Below are 16,302 nucleotides of genomic sequence, written 5' to 3'. Positions count from 1 at the left end.
GATGGCCGCCGCGCAGATCCCGCCCCCCGACCGCGACGCGGTGCTGGCCATGGTCGCCGGTTACCGCGACCGCGCGCCGGGCGAGGTCGGCGAGAAGCTGGACTCGCTGGAGCTGACCTGGCTGGTGGCGCAGGTCGAGCAGCGCTACGGCGTGGAGCTGGAGCTGACCGACGAGGTGTTCGCGGGCATGGCCACGGTCACCGGGGCGGTGCACGCGCTGCGCGCGGTGCTCCCGGCGGCGACCGGTGGCTGAGCGGGTGGCGGTGGCGGCGATGGCGGTGCGCACCGGCTTCGGCCGGGGCGGCGCCGGGCTGCTGGGCGCGGGGTTCGCGGGCACGCCCGCGTTCGCGCCGGTCACCCGGTTCGACACCGCGGGCCGCCGCACCGACCGGGCCGCCACCCTGCCCGGGTGCCCGGACCTGGCCGAAGAGTTGACCGGGGTGGTCGCGGAGGTCTGCGCCGGGCTCACCGCGGCGCAGCGGGCCGCCACCCCGGTCCTGCTCGCCGCGCACGCCGACGCGGCGAACGCCGAGGTGGCCGCCGCGGTGGTCGCCGGGACCGGGGTGGCGGGGGTGCCCAGGACCTACACCAACGCCTGCGTCGCGGCGAGCACGGCGGTGGCCGACGCCGCCACGGTGCTGCGCACCGGCCGGGCGGAGCGGGTGGTGGTGGCGGCGGGGTACCTGGTGGAGCCTGCCATGTTCGGCCTGTTCGACGCGGGCCGGGCGCTGGCCCGCGACGGCCGGGCGCGGCCGTTCAGCCGGGGCCGCCAGGGCATGGTCCTCGGCGACGGGGTGGCCGCCGTGTTGCTCACCCCGGACACCGGCAGTCCACTCGCGACCATCGAGGGCTGGGGGCGGACCGGGGACGGGCACCACGTGGTCAAGCCCGCCCCGGATGGCAGCGGGCTGGCCCGTGCGATCGGGACCGCCCTGGAGCGCGGTGGGGTCGACCCGGCGGAGGTCGGCTACGTCAACGCCAACGGGACCGGCACCGAGTTCAACGACGCCGCCGAGGTGGCCGCGCTGCGCCGGGTGTTCGCCCGCGCGCCGGTGCCGGTCAGCTCCACCAAGTCCGTGCACGGGCACGCGCTGGAGGCCTCCGGGCTGGTGGAGCTGGTGGTGACCGTCCTCGCGCTGGGCGAGGGCAGGCTGCCGGTGAACGCCGGGTACCTCGGCCCGGACCCGGCCTGCGAGCTGGACCTGGTCCTCGAACCCAGGACCGCCGCGCCGCGCTACGCGCTGACCCTGAACTCCGCGTTCGGCGGGGCCAACACCGCGCTGCTGGTCGGTGCCCCGTGACCGGCACCCGGAGCACCGCCGAGGCGACCCTGGGCGCCCGGGTCGTCGACGCCAGGTGGCCGGAGTCCGATGTGGACACCCTGCCGTCGATCCCCGGGTTCATCCTGTCGGACTTCACCCCGCTGGTGGCCGCGGTGGCCGAGCGCTGCCTGCGGGTGCACCACGGCGAGCCGCCCGCCGACCCGGCGCGGGCCGCGCGCACGGGGCTGGTGCTGGCCAGCGCGCGCGGGGACACCACGACCCTGCGGATCGTGACCGAGGCGGTGGCGGCCGGGCGCCGGGTGCCGCCGCTGCTGTTCTTCCAGTCCAACCCGAACGCCGTGCTCGGGCACGTCGCGGCCCGGTGGGGACTGGGTGGTCCGGTGGTGTGCGTGAGCCCCACCGGCGACCCGATGGCCGACGCGCTGGCGTGCGCGGAGCTGCTGATCGACGCCGGTGACGCGGACGAGGCGGTGGTCGTGGTGGCCGAGCTGGGCGAGGACGGGGATCAGACCGGTGGCGCGGAGGCGCTGCTGGTGACGGCGGAGGGACGGGCATGAGGAGCATCCGGGCGGCACTGGCCGCCGAGACCGGGTTGGGCGCGGGCAACGTGCTCACCACGCTGGTCGAGCGCGACCTCGACCTGGACCGGCCCGCGCTCACCTTCGACCGCGAGGTCGACGGGGTGCCCGCCGGGACGGCCGTCACCGTGCGCCGCCTCGACGAGCTGGTCCGCGCCCGCGCCGCCACCCTGCACGCCCGTGGCATCGGGATGCGCGACCCGGTGGGGGTCACCGCGAGCAGCGTCGGGGAGAACGTCCTGACCTTCCTCGCCCTCGCCCGCTTGGGGGCGATCCCGGCGCTGGTCAACGCCGGGGTGTCACCGGAGATCACCGCCCGGTACCTCAACCGGGTCGGCGTGGTCACCGTGCTGGCCGACGCCGCCCGCCGCGCCGCGCTGTCGAGCACCGAGCTGTCGACCTCTGCGCTGTCGGGGCTGACCCCCGTCGAAACCCTGGGCACCGGCGACCCCGCCGACGCCCCCGAGCCGTACCGGTTCCACGGGGACGACCCGGTGGCGATCACCCACTCCTCCGGGACCACGGGGGTGCCGAAGGCGGTCGCGCACTCGCACTCCAGCCTCTTCGCCGCGATCCGCCACCGCCTGCGGATGCCGAAGGCCCAGGGCATCGAGCGCGTCCTGTCTGCCCTGCCCGCCCCGCACGCGGCCACGCTGATCGCGCTCAACCTCGCCCTGTGCAGCGGCAGCGAGCTGTTCGCGCTCTCGGAGCAGACCGGCCGGTCGGTGGTGGAGGCGATCGAGCGGTGGCGCCCGAGCGGGGTGTTCGGCTTCGCCGCGACCTGGTCGGAGATGGCCAGGACCGACCTGCGCGGCCGGGACCTGGACTCGGTGGCGCTGTGGTGGAACACCGGCGACTGCGCGCACGAGGCGCACATCCGCAGGTTGATCTCCCACGGCCACCGCACGGTGTTCACCCGGGAGGGTCGGGTCCGGCTGCCCGGGTCGGTGTTCATCGACGGCCTGGGTTCCAGCGAGATGGGGCACTCGCACTTCCACAACACCCACACCACCGAGACCGACCGCTACGGCCGCTGCATCGGCCGCGCGCACGCCTTCGCCGAGCCGATCGTGGTGGACGCCCGGGGCAACGAACTTCCGCACGGGGAGGTGGGTGAGCTGGCGACGAAGTCGCCGACGCTGTCACTGGGGTACTGGAACGACTCGGTGAGCACCCACCGCACCCGCGTCCGCGGCTACTTCCTCACCGGCGACGCGGTCTACCGGGACGCCGAGGGCTACTTCTACCACGTGGACCGGGTCGTGGACTCGGTCGACCTCGGCGGCGGGAAGCGGCTGCACACCGCCATGTCCGAGGAGCGCGTCCTCAACGCCTGCCCCGACGTCGCCGACTGCACGGTGGTGGCGGTGCGGACGGGAACCGGGGTGGTCACCGACGTGCTGGTGCAGCTCGACGCCGCCGCGGACCCCGCGCTCGACCGCACCGCCGCCGTCCGCGCGGCCCTGGGCGAGGACGTCGCGGCCACGCTGCGCGAGGTGGTCGTGGTCGACGACGCGCAGATCCCGCTCGGCCCCACGGGCAAGGTGCGCAAGGTGGCGCTGCGCGAGCGGTACCTGGCCGACCTGGGCGCCCGGTGAGCCGAGCGGGGGCGGTCACCGGCATCGGGCTCGTCACCCCGGTCGGCCGCAAGCCGGGCGAGGTGTTCGACGCGCTGTGCGTCGGGCGCACCGGGATCGTCACCCCACCCGAGGGGCACCCGCTGGCCGGGCTGGTGGAGGCGGCCGGGATCGGGCCGGAGGTCGACGCCGCCGAGGTGCTGCCGCCCCGGGAGTCGCTGGCGGTCGACCGGTTCGTGCGCTACGCCATGGCCGCCGCCGACGACGCGCTCGCCGACGCCCGGATCACCGTGGGCACCGACGTCGACCCCGAGCGGGTGGCCGTGGTGGTCTCCACCGGCGGGGCCGGGTTGGAGACCTACGACCGGTACGCGCGGCTGCGGGCGGCAGGCGGTCGGGCCAAGGTGACCCCGTACCTGCTGCCCGGGATGCTGGCGAACATGGCCGCCGCCCGGATCGCGATCAAGCACGGCGTGCGCGGCCACAGCGCCTGCCTGGCCACCGCCTGCGCGGCCGGGACCCAGTCCATCGCCGAGGCGCTGCGGCTGCTGCGCTCCGGGGACGCGGACGTGGTGGTCTGCGGCGGTGTCGACACCCCGCTGCACCCGACGGTCGCCGCCGCGTTCGGCAACGCCCGCGCGCTCGCCCGGGGCTGGGCCGAGGACCCCGGCCGGTCCAGCAGGCCGTTCGACAGGCGGCGCAACGGTTTCGTGCTCGCCGAGGGCGCCGGGGTGCTGGTGGTGGAGCGCCCGGAGTTCGCCGACGCCCGCGGCGCCGCCGCCTACGCCGGGCTGCTCGGCTGGGGGGTGACCACCGACGCCCACCACCCGACCACCCCGCGCCCGGACGGCGCGGGCGCCGCCGCGGTGATGCGCCGGGCCCTGGCCGACGCGGACCTGCGACCGTCCGACGTGGACCACGTCAACGCCCACGGCACCTCCACCCCGCTCGGCGACGCGGCGGAGGCGCTGGCGCTGCGCGCGGTGTTCGGCGACGACGGGCCCGCGGTCAGCTCCATCAAGGCGCTGACCGGGCACATGCTCGGCGGTTCCGGCGCGGTCGAGGCCGCCGCCACCGCGCTGAGCATCGCCGAGGGCGTGCTGCCGCCGACCCACCACCTCGACGACCCCGACCCGGCCTGCCCGCTCGACCACGTGCGCGGCGCCCCGCGCACCGGCGCGGTCCGGGCGGCGCTGAGCAATTCCTTCGCCTTCGGCGGGCACAACGTGAGCCTGCTCCTGGGCGCCCCCACCACCACCCGCACCCGCACCACGGCACCGACCCCGGACTGACCCCGCCCGACCCCACCCGACCCCGCCACACCGACCGCAGCAGCGCAGAGCAAGAGGAACAGCCATGCACGTTCACACCATCGACCACGTCGAGTTCCACGTCGGCGACGCCGACGACGCGGCGGCCACCTTCTGCGCCGACTACGGCTTCCGGGTGCGCGGCGGGCTGACCGGGCCGGGCAGCCGGTCGGTGCTGGTGACCCAGGGCGCCATCCGCGTCCTGCTCACCGAGGCCACCGACGCCGGGCACCCGGCGGCGGCCTACGTGGCCCGCCACGGCGACGGCCTGGCCACCATCGCCCTCGCTGTGGACGACCCCGACGCGGCCACCGCCGAGGCGGTGCGGCTGGGCGCGGTCGTCGGGCCCGGCGGGCGGATGGGCGGCTTCGGCGACGTGGCGCACACCTTCGTCCGCGCCGACGCGCTGCTGGGGCGGGTGGAACCGGTCGACGGGGGCGCGGACAGCCCGCTGGAGCTGCTGGAGACCATCGACCACGTCGCGGTGTGCGTGCCCGCCGGTGAGCTGCTGTCCACGGTGGCCCACTACGAGCGGGTCCTCGGGTTCGGGCAGGTGTTCACCGAGCACATCCAGGTGGGGTCGCAGGCGATGAACTCCATCGTGGTGCAGAGCCCCAACGGCCAGGTGACGCTGACCCTGTTGGAGCCCGACACCACCGCCCGGCCCGGCCAGATCGACGCGTTCCTGGCCGCGCACGAGGGGGCGGGCGTGCAGCACCTGGCGTTCGGCACCGCCGACATCGCCACCGCCGTGCGCACCCTGGCCGGGCGCGGGGTCCGCTTCCTGTCCACCCCCGGCGCCTACTACGACGAGCTGGAGCGCCGGGTCGGGCGGGTCGCGGTGCCGGTGGACGTGCTGCGCGAGCTGAACATCTTGGTCGACCAGGACACCGAGGGTGAGCTGTTCCAGATCTTCGCCCAGAGCACGCACCCGCGCCGCACCCTCTTCTTCGAGCTGATCGAGCGGCTGGGTGCGCTGACCTTCGGCAGCGCCAACATCAAAGCCCTCTACGAGGCCGTCGAACGCGAGCGGGCCGCCGCCCCGACACCGACCGCGACCCGCTGACCGGGGAGGACCCCCATGACCGCAGACCTCACCGACACCCACGGCCTGTCCGACGTCGAGGCGGCGCTGCTGCCCACCGACGCCGAGGTGGCCGAGTACGCGCGGCGCGGCTGGTACCTCAGCCGCAAGCTGTTCACCGACGACGAGGTCGCCGCCCTCATCGACGCCAGTGAACGGTTCTACGCCCACGGCGCCGACCGCGAACTCCCCGTGCGCCCGCCGAACCTTGCCTACTGGACCCCGGAGGACGGCCCGGACGTGCAGCGGCACAACGACTACGTCCACCACCTGCACGACGAACTGGGCTCGATCCTGCGCAAACCGCTGATCGGCGCGGTCGCCGCCCGGCTGGCCGGGGCCCAGGAGATCCGCATCTGGCAGAGCACGCTGATCCTCAAGCCGCCGCGCCCGCACGAGCCGTCGAACCTGGTGCCCTGGCACCTGGACCGGCACTACTGGCAGACCTGCACCTCCGAGCGGATGCTGACCGCGTTCATCCCGTTCCACGACTGCGCGGTCGTCAACGGCACCATCACCATGGTCGACGGCAGCCACCGGTGGGCGGAGGTCCCCGGCGACGACTCCACCCGGCACTTCGCGGCCCGCGACAAGGCCGAACTGGAGGCGCTGCTGGCGGCCAACGCCGCGCACAACGGCGCCGAGGTGTCCCGGGTGCCCGTGCTCATCCCCGCCGGGCACGTGAGCTTCCACCACTGCCGCACCTACCACGGCAGCGGCCCGAACCTGGCGGCCTCCCCGCGCCGGGCGGTGTCGCTGCACCTGCAGGACGGCGACAACCGGTGGCGGCAATACCACCGGCCCGACGGTTCACCGGTCGTCTACAACCACGACGTCCTCGTCCGCCGCGACGCCGCCGGGAATCCCGACTACACCGACCCGGAATTCTGCCCCGTCCTCTGGCGGGCCTGACCCGGGAAAAGCGGAAAAGCCCGGCCGGAAGTCGGCCGGGCTGTTTCCGCGCGACAATTCCGCTATCGGATCTGCCTGGCGAACATCCGGGTCGCCCAGAACACCGAAAGGGCGGCCAGCGCGATCACGATCAGCATTCCCTGCCACACCACCGGGTCGCCGGGGGAGCCGGTGAACAGCGCCCGGGTGCCGTTGGTCGTCCAGTAGATCGGGTTCCACTCGGCGATGCCCACCAGCCACGCCGGGGCCAGCGTCAGCGGCAGCAGCACCCCCGACAGCAGCGACAGCGGCTGCGACACCGCGTTGATGATCGGGCCCAGCGCGGCCGGGCTGGGGATCAGCATGGCCATCGCGTAGGACAGCGCGCACGCCATCAGGGCCATCAGCGCCAGCATCAGGTACGCCAGCAGCAGCCAGCCGACGTTGACGCTGAGCCCGAACGGCAGCGCGATCACGGTGATCACCACCGCCTGCCCCATCAGGGTCGTGACCTCGGAGAACGCCCGGCCCAGGATCAGCGCGGGCCTGCTCACCGGGGTCACCCTGGACCGCTCGATCACCCCCGAGCGCAGCTCGGCGAGCAGGCCGAACCCGGCGAAGAAGCCGCTGAGCAGCACCAGCACCACCAGCAGGCCGGGCACGTAGACCCGGTACGCCTCGGCGTAGGTGGTGGCGCCGGTGGGGGCCAGCGCCGTCTTCAGCAGCGGGGCGAACAGCACCAGGTAGGTGATGGGCTGCACGAACCCGATCACCAGCCGCGCCGGGGTGCGCAGCACGAGCAGCATCTGCCGCTGGTAGACGAGCCAGGTGTCGCGGAGGAACTTCATGTCCGGGGGTCTCGCTTCCTCGTCGTCGTGCCCGCTGCTACTTGTCGCGCAGGGAGCGGCCGGTCTTGATCAGGAACACGTCGTCGAGGCTGGGCCGGTGCAGCTCCAGGGTGTCGAAGGCGATGTCGTCGGCGTCGAGGGCGCGCATGATCTGCGGCATGGCCGTGGTCGCGTCGTCGACGTAGAGGCGCAGCCCGCCGCGCTCGTCCAGGTCGAGCTTGCGCACGTAGGGGCGGTCGCCGAACAGCTCCCTGGCGCGTGGGCCGGAGCCGTTGACCCCGACGGTGACCACGTCACCGGCCACCTCGTGCTTGAGCTGCGCCGGGGTGCCGCCCGCCACGACCTCGCCGTGGTCGATGATCGCGATCCGGTCGCACAGGGCGTCGGCCTCGTCCAGGTAGTGGGTGGTGAGGAAGACGGTCATGCCCTCGTCGCGCAGCCTGCGCACCTCGTCCCACAGGTGCGCCCGGGACTGCGGGTCCAGGCCGGTGGTGGGTTCGTCGAGGAAGAGCACCCGGGGGCGGTGGATGATGCCCATGGCGATGTCCACCCGGCGCCGCTGCCCGCCGGAGTAGGTGCGGCAGAGCCGGTCGGCGAAGTCGGCCAGCTCGAAGGCCACCAGCGCCTGCTCGGTGCGCTCGACCGCCTCGGCCTTGCCGATGCCGTACATCCTGGCCTGCAGCACCAGTTCCTCGCGGCCGGTGACCTCGTCGGTGGTCGTGCCGCCCTGGGCGACGTAGCCGACCCGCCTGCGCACCAAGCCCGGCTCCCTGCGCAGGTCGGCGCCCGCGATGGTGACCGTGCCGCCGTCGGGTTCGAGCAGGGTGCACAGCATCCGCAGGGTCGTGGTCTTCCCCGCGCCGTTGGGGCCGAGGAAGCCGAAGACCTCGCCCTCGCCCACCGACAGGTCCACCCCGCGCACCGCATCGACCTCGCGGGTCTTGCCCCGCTTGCCGACGCTGAACGACTTGCGCAACCCGCTGACCTCGATCATCACGCGCTCCTGCTCCGGCAGGCCGCGGCCTGCTCTGTGGGTTCGGGTGGCGGTTCGGGTGCCGCCGCGCCCGCGAGTGCGGCCAGGTGCCGGGCGGCGGCCGGTGCCCCGCCCGCCGCGGCGAGGGTGTCGCGGACCGCCGCCGCGCCCGCCCGCGGCGCCGGGTCGTCGAGCACCCCGGTCAGCGCCGCGCGCAGCACCGGCGCGGTCGAGCGGGCGAAGTTGACCCGCACCCCCGCCCCGGCGCCGACGACCCGCGCGGCGTTGATCGGCTGGTCGTGCCGGATCGGGGCCACCACCAGCGGCACCCCCACGGCCAGGGCCTCGCTGACGGTGTTGAGCCCGCCGTGGGTGAGCACCGCCGACATGCGCGGCAGCAGGTCCAGCATCGGCACCCGGCGCCGGGCCAGCACGTGCGCGGGCAGCGGCGGCAGCGCCTCCGGCGGGGCGACCACCACCGCCCGCACCCGCTCGCCCAGCGGGGCCAGCGCCGCGACCGCCTCGCGCAGGAAGCGCGCGGTGATGTCGTCGGCCAGGGTGCCCATCGACACCAGCACCCCGGCCCGCCCGTCCAGCCACTCCCAGGGGAAGTCCGGTTGGTCCGGGCGGGTGCCCACGGTGGGGCCGACCAGGGCGAAGTGGTCCGGGAACGGGCCCGGTCCGGCGAGCGGGCCCGCCGCGCAGGACAGCACCAGGTGCGGGGAGAAGCGCGGGTCGGTGTAGGCGTGCGCGGGCAGGCCCGCCTTCGCCCACAGGCCGCGCAGCCGCTCCTCGATCCACGCGGTGACCTGCGGCATCGCTGAGAGCGGGTGCCCCAGGTCCATGGTGGAGGCGACCACGGTGGCCCAGGTCAGGCCCAGCCGGTGGGCCACCAGCGCGCCCGCCGGGCAGTGCTGGTCGACCACCAGCACGTCCGGGCGGAACTCGCGGGCGGCCCGCTCGACGGCGGGCAGGGTGAAGGTGGCGAACGGGACGATGAACCGCTCCCAGACCGACTTCACCGCCGCCAACCCGTGGTCGGACTGCGGGCGCAGCAGCCGCGACCCGGTCGGGAAGACCACCGCCCCGGCGCCCAGCAGCGGGCGCAGCACCGCCTCCGACCCGCACCAGGCCACCTCGTGCCCGGCGGCGAGCAGTGCGTCGGCGATGCCCTGGGCCGGGTTGACGTGCCCGGCCAGCGGCGGCACGACCAGCAGGAACCGGCTCATCCGGCGACCGCCGCGCGCACGTGGTCGACGACGTCGGCCACGGTCAGCCCGATGATCGCCTCCAGCGGCAGTGAGTTGACGTGCGCGGGCAGGTCCACCCCCGGCCCGAATCGGCGCGCCAGGGCCGCCTGGAGCGCGGCCAGGTCGACGCTGTCGAACCGCAGGTCGCCCTCCAGAGTGGCGTTCGGCCCAATCTCCGGCACCTGCCCGCCGCAGGACTGCGCGACCTGTCGGACCATTCCGGCGATCTCGTGGGAAATGCACACCGCCAAACCCTTTCCCTCGCTTGCGCGGAACGTACCCCAGGACTCGCGCGGCCGTCACGGGAAAGTTCACCGGCGCCGCCATTCGGCACTTCCCGGCTGGCGATCGGTGTATTGACACGGTCGGAGTCCGCTGCTGAGAATGCCCCGGAGAACGCATTGTCCGGCGGGGGAGAAATCACATGGCCGACACCATCCTCGTCGATTTCCACGGACCGGGCGCCGGGGTGGGGGAGCTGACCTGGGGGCAGCGCACGGTGTGGCGGGCGATCGCGCTCACCGGGGAGTCCGAGACCATGGGCGGCATCGTGGAGCTGCCGCCGGGGACCACCGTCGAGCACACCACCCGGGTCCTGCGCTACGTCATGGGCAGGCACCAGTCGCTGCGCACGCTGCTGCGGTTCGACGCCCCCGACGGCGGCCCGCGCCAGGAGGTCCACGCCCGCGGCACGATCGGCCTGGAGGTCGTCGACGCCGGGGGCCGCGACCCGGCGGCGGTGGCCGCCGAACTGCGCAAGCGCTACGAGACAACGGGTTTCGACTCCGCGAAGGAGTGGCCGGTGCGGATGGGCGTGGTCGTCGTCGACGGCGCCCCCACCCACTCGGTGGCCGTCTACAACCACCTCGCGCTCGACGCGCACGGCATGGAGGCGCTGATCGCCGACCTGGCCACCATGGACCCCGAGACCGGTGAGGCCACGGTTCCGCTGACCGCCGTGCAGCCGCTTGAGCTGGCCCGCCAGCAGCAGCGCCCGCACGTGCGCCGCAACAGCGCCTCCGCCCTGGACTACTGGGAGCGGGTGCTGCGCACCGTGTCCCCGCTGCGCGTCGAGGGCACCTCCGAGGACCCGCGCTCCCCGCGCTGGGGCACCGTCGAGTTCACCTCGCCCGCCGCCCTGCTCGCGGGCCGCGCGGTCGCCGCCCGGCTGGCCACCGACACCTCCCCGGTGCTGCTCGCCGCCTTCGCCACCGCGCTGGCCACCACGATCGGCAACAACCCGGTGGCACTGCAACTGGCCGTCGGCAACCGCTTCCGCGACGCCGTGCGCGACTCGGTGTGCACCATGGCCCAGACCTGCCCGCTGCTGATCGACCTCGCGGGCGCCACCTTCCCGGAGGCGGTCGCCCGCGCCCGGCAGGCGGCCGTGGTGACCTACAAGTACGCCTACTACGACCCCGAGCAGCGCGCCGCCATGGTCGCGGCGGTCAAGGAGGACCTGGGCGTGCCGGTGGAGCTGGACTGCTACTTCAACGACCGCCGCCCGCCCGGCAGGCAGGAGCGGTTCACCGAGGTCGCCACCCCCGCCGAGATCGAGGCCGCCCGCGCGCTGTCGATCCACGAGTGGACAGAGTGGACGGACGCGCCCAGTCCGCTGCTCTACCTCAACATCGACGAGGAACCCGGCGCGCTGCGCTTCGGCCTGACCGGCGACACCCACCGGGCCGCACCCGCCGCCCTGCTCGGGGTGCTGACCGAGGTGGAGTCGGTGCTCGTGGCCGCCGCCGATCCCGGCGGGGTCGGCGCGTGACGGCGCTGCTGGAGGTCGCCGCGCACCTGCCGTCGACCCGGTTCCCGATCGAGGACCTGGCCGAGCGGCTGGGCCTGCACGACCGGCAGGTCCGGCTGTTCCGCCGCTTCCACGGCCTGGCCGAGGTCCGCCTCGCCCCGGGCGGCTCACTGCTGGACCTGCTGCTCGCCGCCGCCGCGCGCCTCGACGGCCTGGCGGGCAACGAGCACCGGGTCCGGTACGTGGTCCACGCCAGGGGGATGCCGGTCGCGGTGCCCTACCCGCACAACCCGCTGCGCGAGCTGTGCCGCGCGCTCGGGCTCGAGCACGCCCTGTCGTTCACCCTGACCCACCAGGCTTGCGCCACCGGCCTGCTGGCCGTGGACGCGGTGGGCCGGATGCTCGCCGCCGACGGCGACCCGGACGCGCTGGCCCTGGTGCTGGCGGGGGAGAAGACCTACACCCCGGACGCGCAGCTCGTGCCGGAGACCGCGATCTTCGGCGAGGGCGCCGCCGCCGCCCTGGTGTCCACAGGGGACGGACCGGGGCGCGGTGACCGGTTGCTCGCCTACGCCACCAGCGCGCACGGCGAGTTCGACGGCAGGCTCCGGCTCGACCGCGACCTGGCCGTGCGGTTCCAGAACGAGTATCCGCGACTGCTGGCGGAGGTGCTGCTGGCCGCCGTGGACAAGGCCGGGCTGACCTTGGACGACATCGCGCTGCTGCTGCCGCACAACGTCAACGCCGTCTCCTGGCGGCGGGTGTGCAAGCGGATCGGGTTCCCGGTGCGGCGGGTGGTGCTCGACAACGTCGCCGTCGTCGGCCACAGCTTCGCCGCCGACCCGTTCCTCAACCACCGCACCGCCGTCGACGGCGGGCGGCTGGCACCGGGGGACCGGTACCTGGTCGGCGCCGCGGGCCTGGGCGCCACGTTCTCGGCCATGGTGCTGCAACACGACCCGACCGGACCGACCCACAACAGCACAGACCAGGACAACACAGACCAGGACGGCGTGAGAGCGAGAGGGAACCGATGACACAGGTTGCGGACCTGCGCGGGCAGGTCGTGGAGAGCATCGGCCTGCTGCTGCCCAGGGTGCTCAAGCGCGAGGTCCCCGACCTCACCCCGGACACCCGGCTGTTCAGCGAGCTGGGCCTCAGCTCGGCGGGCACGCTGGAACTGCTGCTGGAGCTGGAGGACACCCTGGAACTCCAGATCGACGTGGAGGAGATCGACCAGGCCGACCTGGAGACCGTCGCCACCCTGGCCGAGTACGTCGCCACGCACACCGTCGCGGACGAGTGATGCTGACCGTCGGCCCGCCCCCCGCGATGGCCGCCGCCGCGCCCCGGCTGTCCGGCGCGGTGGGCAGGGTGTTCACCGGCACCTCGCCGACGGCGTGGGACCCGGCGCTGCGCCCGTTCCTCGCCGACCTGGTCCGCCCGTTCGGCACCGGCCTGCGCGAGGACTTGCTCGTCGACGGCGCCGGGCACTCCTTCGGCGAGATGGCCGAGGCGCTGCTGCCCGACCTCGTCGACGACCGGGAACCGGTGGACCTGCTCGTCCTCGCCTACGCCCTGCACGACCTGCGGCTGGGCCGCTCCACCGCGACCCACCTCAGCGACCGCTGCCCCGGCCGCCCGGCCGCGTTCGCCGTGTGCGACCAGGGATCGGCCGCGCCCTTCACCGCCGTGCGGCTGATCGAGTCCTACTTCGCCGGCGGTGCCTGCTCCCGGGCGGTGCTGCTGGTGGTGGAGCAGTCCGCGCTGCACTACGAGCTGGCCGCCCCCGCGCCGCTGCCGGACCGGCACACCGCCGTCGGGCTGCGCTTCGACACCGACGGCGCCCCGCTGACCGTCCGCCAGCGCACGGCGGTCGAACCCGCGCACGTCGCGGCGGTGCTGGCCGCCGAGGTCGCGGCGCTGCGCGGCGACCGCGCCGACACCACCCTCATCGCCTGCGCCCGGCTCGCCGGGCTGCTGCCCCCGGGCATCGCGCACGTGGTCGCCGCCGAGGGGCAGCCCTGCACCGGGGTCTGGTACGAACTGGCCACCGGGCGCCCGGAGGGCCTGGTGCTGCTGGCCGAGTACACACCGGAAGTGGGCGTGCTCAGCCTGTCCGCGCTCGACGTGCCCGCCCCGGCCCGCCCACTGGCCGACGCGCGGGCGGTGGCCGGATGACCAGCGTGCACGTCTGGCTCGTCCCCGACCTCCCCGACGCCGTCCTGGACCGGCTGGAGGGCGTGCTCGACCCCGAGGAGCGGCGCCGGGCCGCGGCGCTGGACCGGCCGCACCGCCGGGAGTTCGTCGCCGCGCACGGCGCCGCGCGGGCCGTCGTCGGCAGGCGCCTGGGCCTGGCCCCGGCCGAGGTGCGCTGGCGGATCGGCGCGCACGGCAAACCGGAGGTGCCGGGGGTCAGCGTGAGCCTGTCCCGCTCCGCCGGGGTCGCCATGGTGGCGCTCACCCGCGACCGGCCGCTCGGCGTGGACCTGCAACGCCTGCTGCACACCGACGCGGTCCGCACCGCCGAGAGGTTCTTCGCCGCCGAGGAGGCGCACCGGGTGCGCGCCGCCGCCGCGGCCGAACGCCCCGCCCTGCTCACTCGCCTGCTCACCCGCAAGGAGGCCTGCGTCAAGGCCTCGGGTGGGCGGCTGTTCCCCGGCCTGCGCCGTCCGGTGCTCGACCGGGACGTGGTCGGGGAGGCGGACGGGGGCCGGTACCGGGTCCGCGACCTCACCGCACCCGCGGGCTTCGCCGCCGCCGTCGCCGTCGGGGGCGCGGCGCCGTACCGGGTGCGCGCACACCGATGGCACGAACGGGAGACCCCATGACCAGCACCATCCCCAGCGCGAACCCCACCGCCCCCGTGCCGCCCCGGGTTCCGGAGAGCGGTCTGCCGATCCCCACCGCCGTCCCCGGGGTCTTCCTCTACCCGGAGGCGTTCGAGCGGGTGGTCGACGCGCTGCGCGCCGGGGTGGCCCGGCTGGCCGCGACCGAGCCGTTCCAGCGGCTGGTCGTCCCGCCGGTGATCTCCCGGGCCACCATCGAGCGCGCGGGCTACGTCGAGGCGTTCCCGCAACTGCTCGGCACCGTGCACGGCTACCGGGGCACCGCGTCGGGCTGGGCCCGGCTCCGCCCGCTGGTCGGTACGGGCGGCGACTGGCACGCCCAGCAGGAGATCCGGGACCTGGTGCTGCTGCCCGCCGCCTGCTACCCGGTCTACGCCGCGCTCGCGGGGACCGCCGTCGACACCCCGGCCAGGGTCACCGTGCAGGCCACCTGCTTCCGCGACGAGGCCACCGGCGAGGCCGGGCGGCTGCGCTCGTTCCGGATGCTGGAGCTGGTCACCGCCGGGGCCGAGGAGCACTGCCTGCGTTGGCGGGCGGACTGGCTCGACCGGGTCGGCCGGTGGTTCACCGACCTGGGGCTGGCGCCGGTGGTCGAGGCCGCCGACGACCCGTTCTTCGGGCCGGGCAAGAAGGTCTTCCAGGCCGCGCAACGCCTCCAGGAACTCAAGTTCGAGCTGAAGGTCCCGGTGGCCGACGGCGTGGTGCAGGCGGTGGCGTCGGCGAACCACCACAAGGACCACTTCGGCGTCGCCTTCGACCTGACCGCCGACGCTGCCCCCGCGCACACGGCGTGCCTGGCCTTCGGCCTGGAACGGCTGGCCATGGCGTTGATCCACGCGCACGGCGACGATGCGGCGGCCGTGCTGGAGGCGACCACGTGAGCGTCCTCGACGAGGTGCCCGCCACCGAGGCCGACAGCGCGGTGCCGGACAGCGCGGCGCTCTACCGGACGATCCGGTTCATCCGCCGCTTCGAGGAACGCGCGGTCGAGTTGGTCAAGGCGGGGGAGATCCGCAGTGGCATCCACCCCTGCATCGGGCAGGAAGCCGTCGCCGCCGGTGCCGTCGCCACCCTCGACGCCGACGACGTCGTGCTCTCCAGCCACCGCGGCCACGGACACCTGCTGGCCAAGGGCTGCGACCCGGCCCGGCTCATGGCCGAGCTGGCGGGCCGCGCCACCGGGATCGACCGCGGCCGGGGCGGGTCGTTCCACCCCTCGGACTTCTCCGCGAACGTCTTCAACGCCACCGGCACCGTCGGCCACGGCGCCGCCATCGCCGCGGGCATCGGCTGGGCGGCGGCCACGGCGGGTTCCCCGCGCGTGGTGCTGAGCTTCTTCGGCGACGGCGCGGTCAGCCAGGGCGCGCTGCTGGAGGGCTTCAACCTCGCCGCCCTGTGGCGGCTGCCGGTCGTCTACGTGTGCGAGAACAACGGCTACGCCACCACCCTGCCCGCCGGGGCCGCCATCGCGGGCACGGTCGTCGGCCGCGGCGAGGCGTTCGGCATCCCCTCGTCCTCCGTGGATGGTCAGGACGCGGAAACCGTGTACGCCGCCGTGCGCGAGGCGGTGGTCCGCGCCAGGTCCGGCGGTGGTCCCTCGCTGCTGGAGATGCGTACCTACCGCTACCACGGGCACCACACGTTCGAGCTGAAAACCCGGCTCAGGTACCGCGAACAATCTGAAGTGGACTCGTGGCTGGGCAGGGACCCGCTGCTGATCCAGGCTGCCCGGGTCGCCGAGGACGAGCGCGCCCGCGTCGACGCCGAGGTGGAGGCGCGGCTCGACGAGGTGGTCCGGTTCGCCGTGGCGAGCCCGTACCCCGACCCGGCCACCGCCACCGACCACCTGCACGCCGACGGACTCCGCCCGCGCCCCGGGTCCGCCCGATGAGCCCCGCCGGGGAGGAGT

The 16,302-nt window shown here is 74.8% G+C and carries 18 protein-coding genes; 14 read left to right on the top strand and 4 right to left on the bottom strand.

What is annotated here, in order from left to right:
• The first annotated feature begins 1 nt into the window (after window position 1).
• From UO65_RS21740 to UO65_RS21710, 7 genes are all read left to right on the top strand, one after another.
• Entirely contained in the window at window positions 2-253 is a 252-nt protein-coding gene (locus UO65_RS21740) for a hypothetical protein (protein ID WP_052021509.1), read from the top strand.
• Window positions 246-1,301, top strand: coding sequence for a beta-ketoacyl synthase N-terminal-like domain-containing protein (locus tag UO65_RS21735; RefSeq protein WP_200873420.1), 1,056 nt, complete (start codon window positions 246-248; stop codon window positions 1,299-1,301). The genes UO65_RS21740 and UO65_RS21735 overlap by 8 nt, the downstream gene beginning before the upstream one ends.
• Window positions 1,298-1,840 (top strand): beta-ketoacyl-[acyl-carrier-protein] synthase family protein, encoded by a 543-nt coding sequence (locus UO65_RS21730; protein WP_200873419.1) that lies wholly within the window; start codon window positions 1,298-1,300, stop codon window positions 1,838-1,840. Before UO65_RS21735 ends, UO65_RS21730 begins: the two co-directional genes overlap by 4 nt.
• Window positions 1,837-3,459 (top strand): class I adenylate-forming enzyme family protein, encoded by a 1,623-nt coding sequence (locus tag UO65_RS21725; protein WP_035285621.1) that lies wholly within the window; start codon window positions 1,837-1,839, stop codon window positions 3,457-3,459. The genes UO65_RS21730 and UO65_RS21725 overlap by 4 nt, the downstream gene beginning before the upstream one ends.
• The gene (locus tag UO65_RS21720) at window positions 3,456-4,730 is read left to right on the top strand and encodes a beta-ketoacyl-[acyl-carrier-protein] synthase family protein (RefSeq protein WP_035285619.1); all 1,275 of its coding nucleotides are present in this window, start codon (window positions 3,456-3,458) and stop codon (window positions 4,728-4,730) included. Before UO65_RS21725 ends, UO65_RS21720 begins: the two co-directional genes overlap by 4 nt.
• Window positions 4,731-4,794: 64 nt before the next feature.
• Window positions 4,795-5,814, top strand: a complete 1,020-nt coding sequence (gene hppD, locus UO65_RS21715; RefSeq protein ID WP_035285617.1) for a 4-hydroxyphenylpyruvate dioxygenase — start codon at window positions 4,795-4,797, stop codon at window positions 5,812-5,814.
• 15 nt (window positions 5,815-5,829) lie between these two features.
• Complete coding sequence (locus UO65_RS21710; RefSeq protein ID WP_035285615.1) at window positions 5,830-6,744, top strand: phytanoyl-CoA dioxygenase family protein; 915 nt, start codon at window positions 5,830-5,832, stop codon at window positions 6,742-6,744.
• Between the two features lie 62 nt (window positions 6,745-6,806).
• On the opposite strand, the gene UO65_RS21705 is transcribed toward UO65_RS21710, so the two are convergent.
• The 4 genes from UO65_RS21705 to UO65_RS21690 are packed head-to-tail and all read right to left on the bottom strand — an operon-like array spanning window position 6,807 to window position 10,012.
• Window positions 6,807-7,571, bottom strand: a complete 765-nt coding sequence (locus UO65_RS21705) for an ABC transporter permease (protein ID WP_035285613.1) — start codon at window positions 7,569-7,571, stop codon at window positions 6,807-6,809.
• Window positions 7,572-7,608: 37 nt separating this feature from the next.
• Window positions 7,609-8,565, bottom strand: a complete 957-nt coding sequence (locus tag UO65_RS21700; RefSeq protein ID WP_035285610.1) for a daunorubicin resistance protein DrrA family ABC transporter ATP-binding protein — start codon at window positions 8,563-8,565, stop codon at window positions 7,609-7,611.
• The gene (locus UO65_RS21695) at window positions 8,565-9,773 is read right to left on the bottom strand and encodes a glycosyltransferase (RefSeq protein WP_035285607.1); all 1,209 of its coding nucleotides are present in this window, start codon (window positions 9,771-9,773) and stop codon (window positions 8,565-8,567) included. Before UO65_RS21695 ends, UO65_RS21700 begins: the two co-directional genes overlap by 1 nt.
• Window positions 9,770-10,012, bottom strand: a complete 243-nt coding sequence (locus UO65_RS21690) for a phosphopantetheine-binding protein (protein ID WP_052021507.1) — start codon at window positions 10,010-10,012, stop codon at window positions 9,770-9,772. Before UO65_RS21690 ends, UO65_RS21695 begins: the two co-directional genes overlap by 4 nt.
• Window positions 10,013-10,218: 206 nt before the next feature.
• On the opposite strand from UO65_RS21690, the gene UO65_RS21685 reads away from it, so the two are divergent.
• From UO65_RS21685 to UO65_RS21655, 7 genes are read left to right on the top strand one after another with little or no spacing between them, the layout of a single operon-like run.
• Entirely contained in the window at window positions 10,219-11,565 is a 1,347-nt protein-coding gene (locus UO65_RS21685; protein ID WP_035285603.1) for a condensation domain-containing protein, read from the top strand.
• Window positions 11,562-12,581, top strand: coding sequence for a 3-oxoacyl-[acyl-carrier-protein] synthase III C-terminal domain-containing protein (locus UO65_RS21680; protein WP_084176054.1), 1,020 nt, complete (start codon window positions 11,562-11,564; stop codon window positions 12,579-12,581). Before UO65_RS21685 ends, UO65_RS21680 begins: the two co-directional genes overlap by 4 nt.
• Window positions 12,578-12,850 (top strand): phosphopantetheine-binding protein, encoded by a 273-nt coding sequence (locus UO65_RS21675; RefSeq protein WP_035285600.1) that lies wholly within the window; start codon window positions 12,578-12,580, stop codon window positions 12,848-12,850. Before UO65_RS21680 ends, UO65_RS21675 begins: the two co-directional genes overlap by 4 nt.
• A complete protein-coding gene (locus UO65_RS21670; protein ID WP_052021506.1) occupies window positions 12,850-13,725 on the top strand; it encodes a hypothetical protein in 876 nt (291 codons plus the stop codon). The genes UO65_RS21675 and UO65_RS21670 overlap by 1 nt, the downstream gene beginning before the upstream one ends.
• A complete protein-coding gene (locus tag UO65_RS21665; protein ID WP_052021504.1) occupies window positions 13,722-14,375 on the top strand; it encodes a 4'-phosphopantetheinyl transferase family protein in 654 nt (217 codons plus the stop codon). The genes UO65_RS21670 and UO65_RS21665 overlap by 4 nt, the downstream gene beginning before the upstream one ends.
• On the top strand, window positions 14,372-15,274 hold the full coding sequence (locus UO65_RS21660; protein ID WP_052021502.1) for an aminoacyl--tRNA ligase-related protein: 903 nt from the start codon (window positions 14,372-14,374) through the stop codon (window positions 15,272-15,274). Before UO65_RS21665 ends, UO65_RS21660 begins: the two co-directional genes overlap by 4 nt.
• Window positions 15,271-16,284: a thiamine pyrophosphate-dependent dehydrogenase E1 component subunit alpha gene (locus UO65_RS21655; protein ID WP_233427785.1), complete on the top strand. Its 1,014-nt coding sequence runs from the start codon at window positions 15,271-15,273 to the stop codon at window positions 16,282-16,284. The genes UO65_RS21660 and UO65_RS21655 overlap by 4 nt, the downstream gene beginning before the upstream one ends.
• Window positions 16,285-16,302 lie beyond the last annotated feature (18 nt).

The sequence above is a fragment of the Actinokineospora spheciospongiae genome (assembly GCF_000564855.1).
In the GTDB taxonomy this organism is placed as follows: Bacteria; Actinomycetota; Actinomycetes; order Mycobacteriales; family Pseudonocardiaceae; genus Actinokineospora; species Actinokineospora spheciospongiae.
This window is presented reverse-complemented; position numbering and strand designations above follow the sequence as displayed.

What these genes read in the sequence shown, in the direction of transcription:
- UO65_RS21740 (WP_052021509.1), top strand. Translation starts at nt 2, where the DNA reads ATGGCCGCCGCGCAGATCCCGCCCCCCGACCGCGACGCGGTGCTGGCC.
- UO65_RS21725 (WP_035285621.1), top strand. Translation starts at nt 1,837, where the DNA reads ATGAGGAGCATCCGGGCGGCACTGGCCGCCGAGACCGGGTTGGGCGCG.
- hppD (WP_035285617.1), top strand. Translation starts at nt 4,795, where the DNA reads ATGCACGTTCACACCATCGACCACGTCGAGTTCCACGTCGGCGACGCC.
- UO65_RS21710 (WP_035285615.1), top strand. Translation starts at nt 5,830, where the DNA reads ATGACCGCAGACCTCACCGACACCCACGGCCTGTCCGACGTCGAGGCG.
- UO65_RS21705 (WP_035285613.1), bottom strand. Translation starts at nt 7,571, where the DNA reads ATGAAGTTCCTCCGCGACACCTGGCTCGTCTACCAGCGGCAGATGCTG.
- UO65_RS21700 (WP_035285610.1), bottom strand. Translation starts at nt 8,565, where the DNA reads ATGATCGAGGTCAGCGGGTTGCGCAAGTCGTTCAGCGTCGGCAAGCGG.
- UO65_RS21695 (WP_035285607.1), bottom strand. Translation starts at nt 9,773, where the DNA reads ATGAGCCGGTTCCTGCTGGTCGTGCCGCCGCTGGCCGGGCACGTCAAC.
- UO65_RS21690 (WP_052021507.1), bottom strand. Translation starts at nt 10,012, where the DNA reads ATGGTCCGACAGGTCGCGCAGTCCTGCGGCGGGCAGGTGCCGGAGATT.
- UO65_RS21685 (WP_035285603.1), top strand. Translation starts at nt 10,219, where the DNA reads ATGGCCGACACCATCCTCGTCGATTTCCACGGACCGGGCGCCGGGGTG.
- UO65_RS21675 (WP_035285600.1), top strand. Translation starts at nt 12,578, where the DNA reads ATGACACAGGTTGCGGACCTGCGCGGGCAGGTCGTGGAGAGCATCGGC.
- UO65_RS21670 (WP_052021506.1), top strand. Translation starts at nt 12,850, where the DNA reads ATGCTGACCGTCGGCCCGCCCCCCGCGATGGCCGCCGCCGCGCCCCGG.
- UO65_RS21665 (WP_052021504.1), top strand. Translation starts at nt 13,722, where the DNA reads ATGACCAGCGTGCACGTCTGGCTCGTCCCCGACCTCCCCGACGCCGTC.
- UO65_RS21660 (WP_052021502.1), top strand. Translation starts at nt 14,372, where the DNA reads ATGACCAGCACCATCCCCAGCGCGAACCCCACCGCCCCCGTGCCGCCC.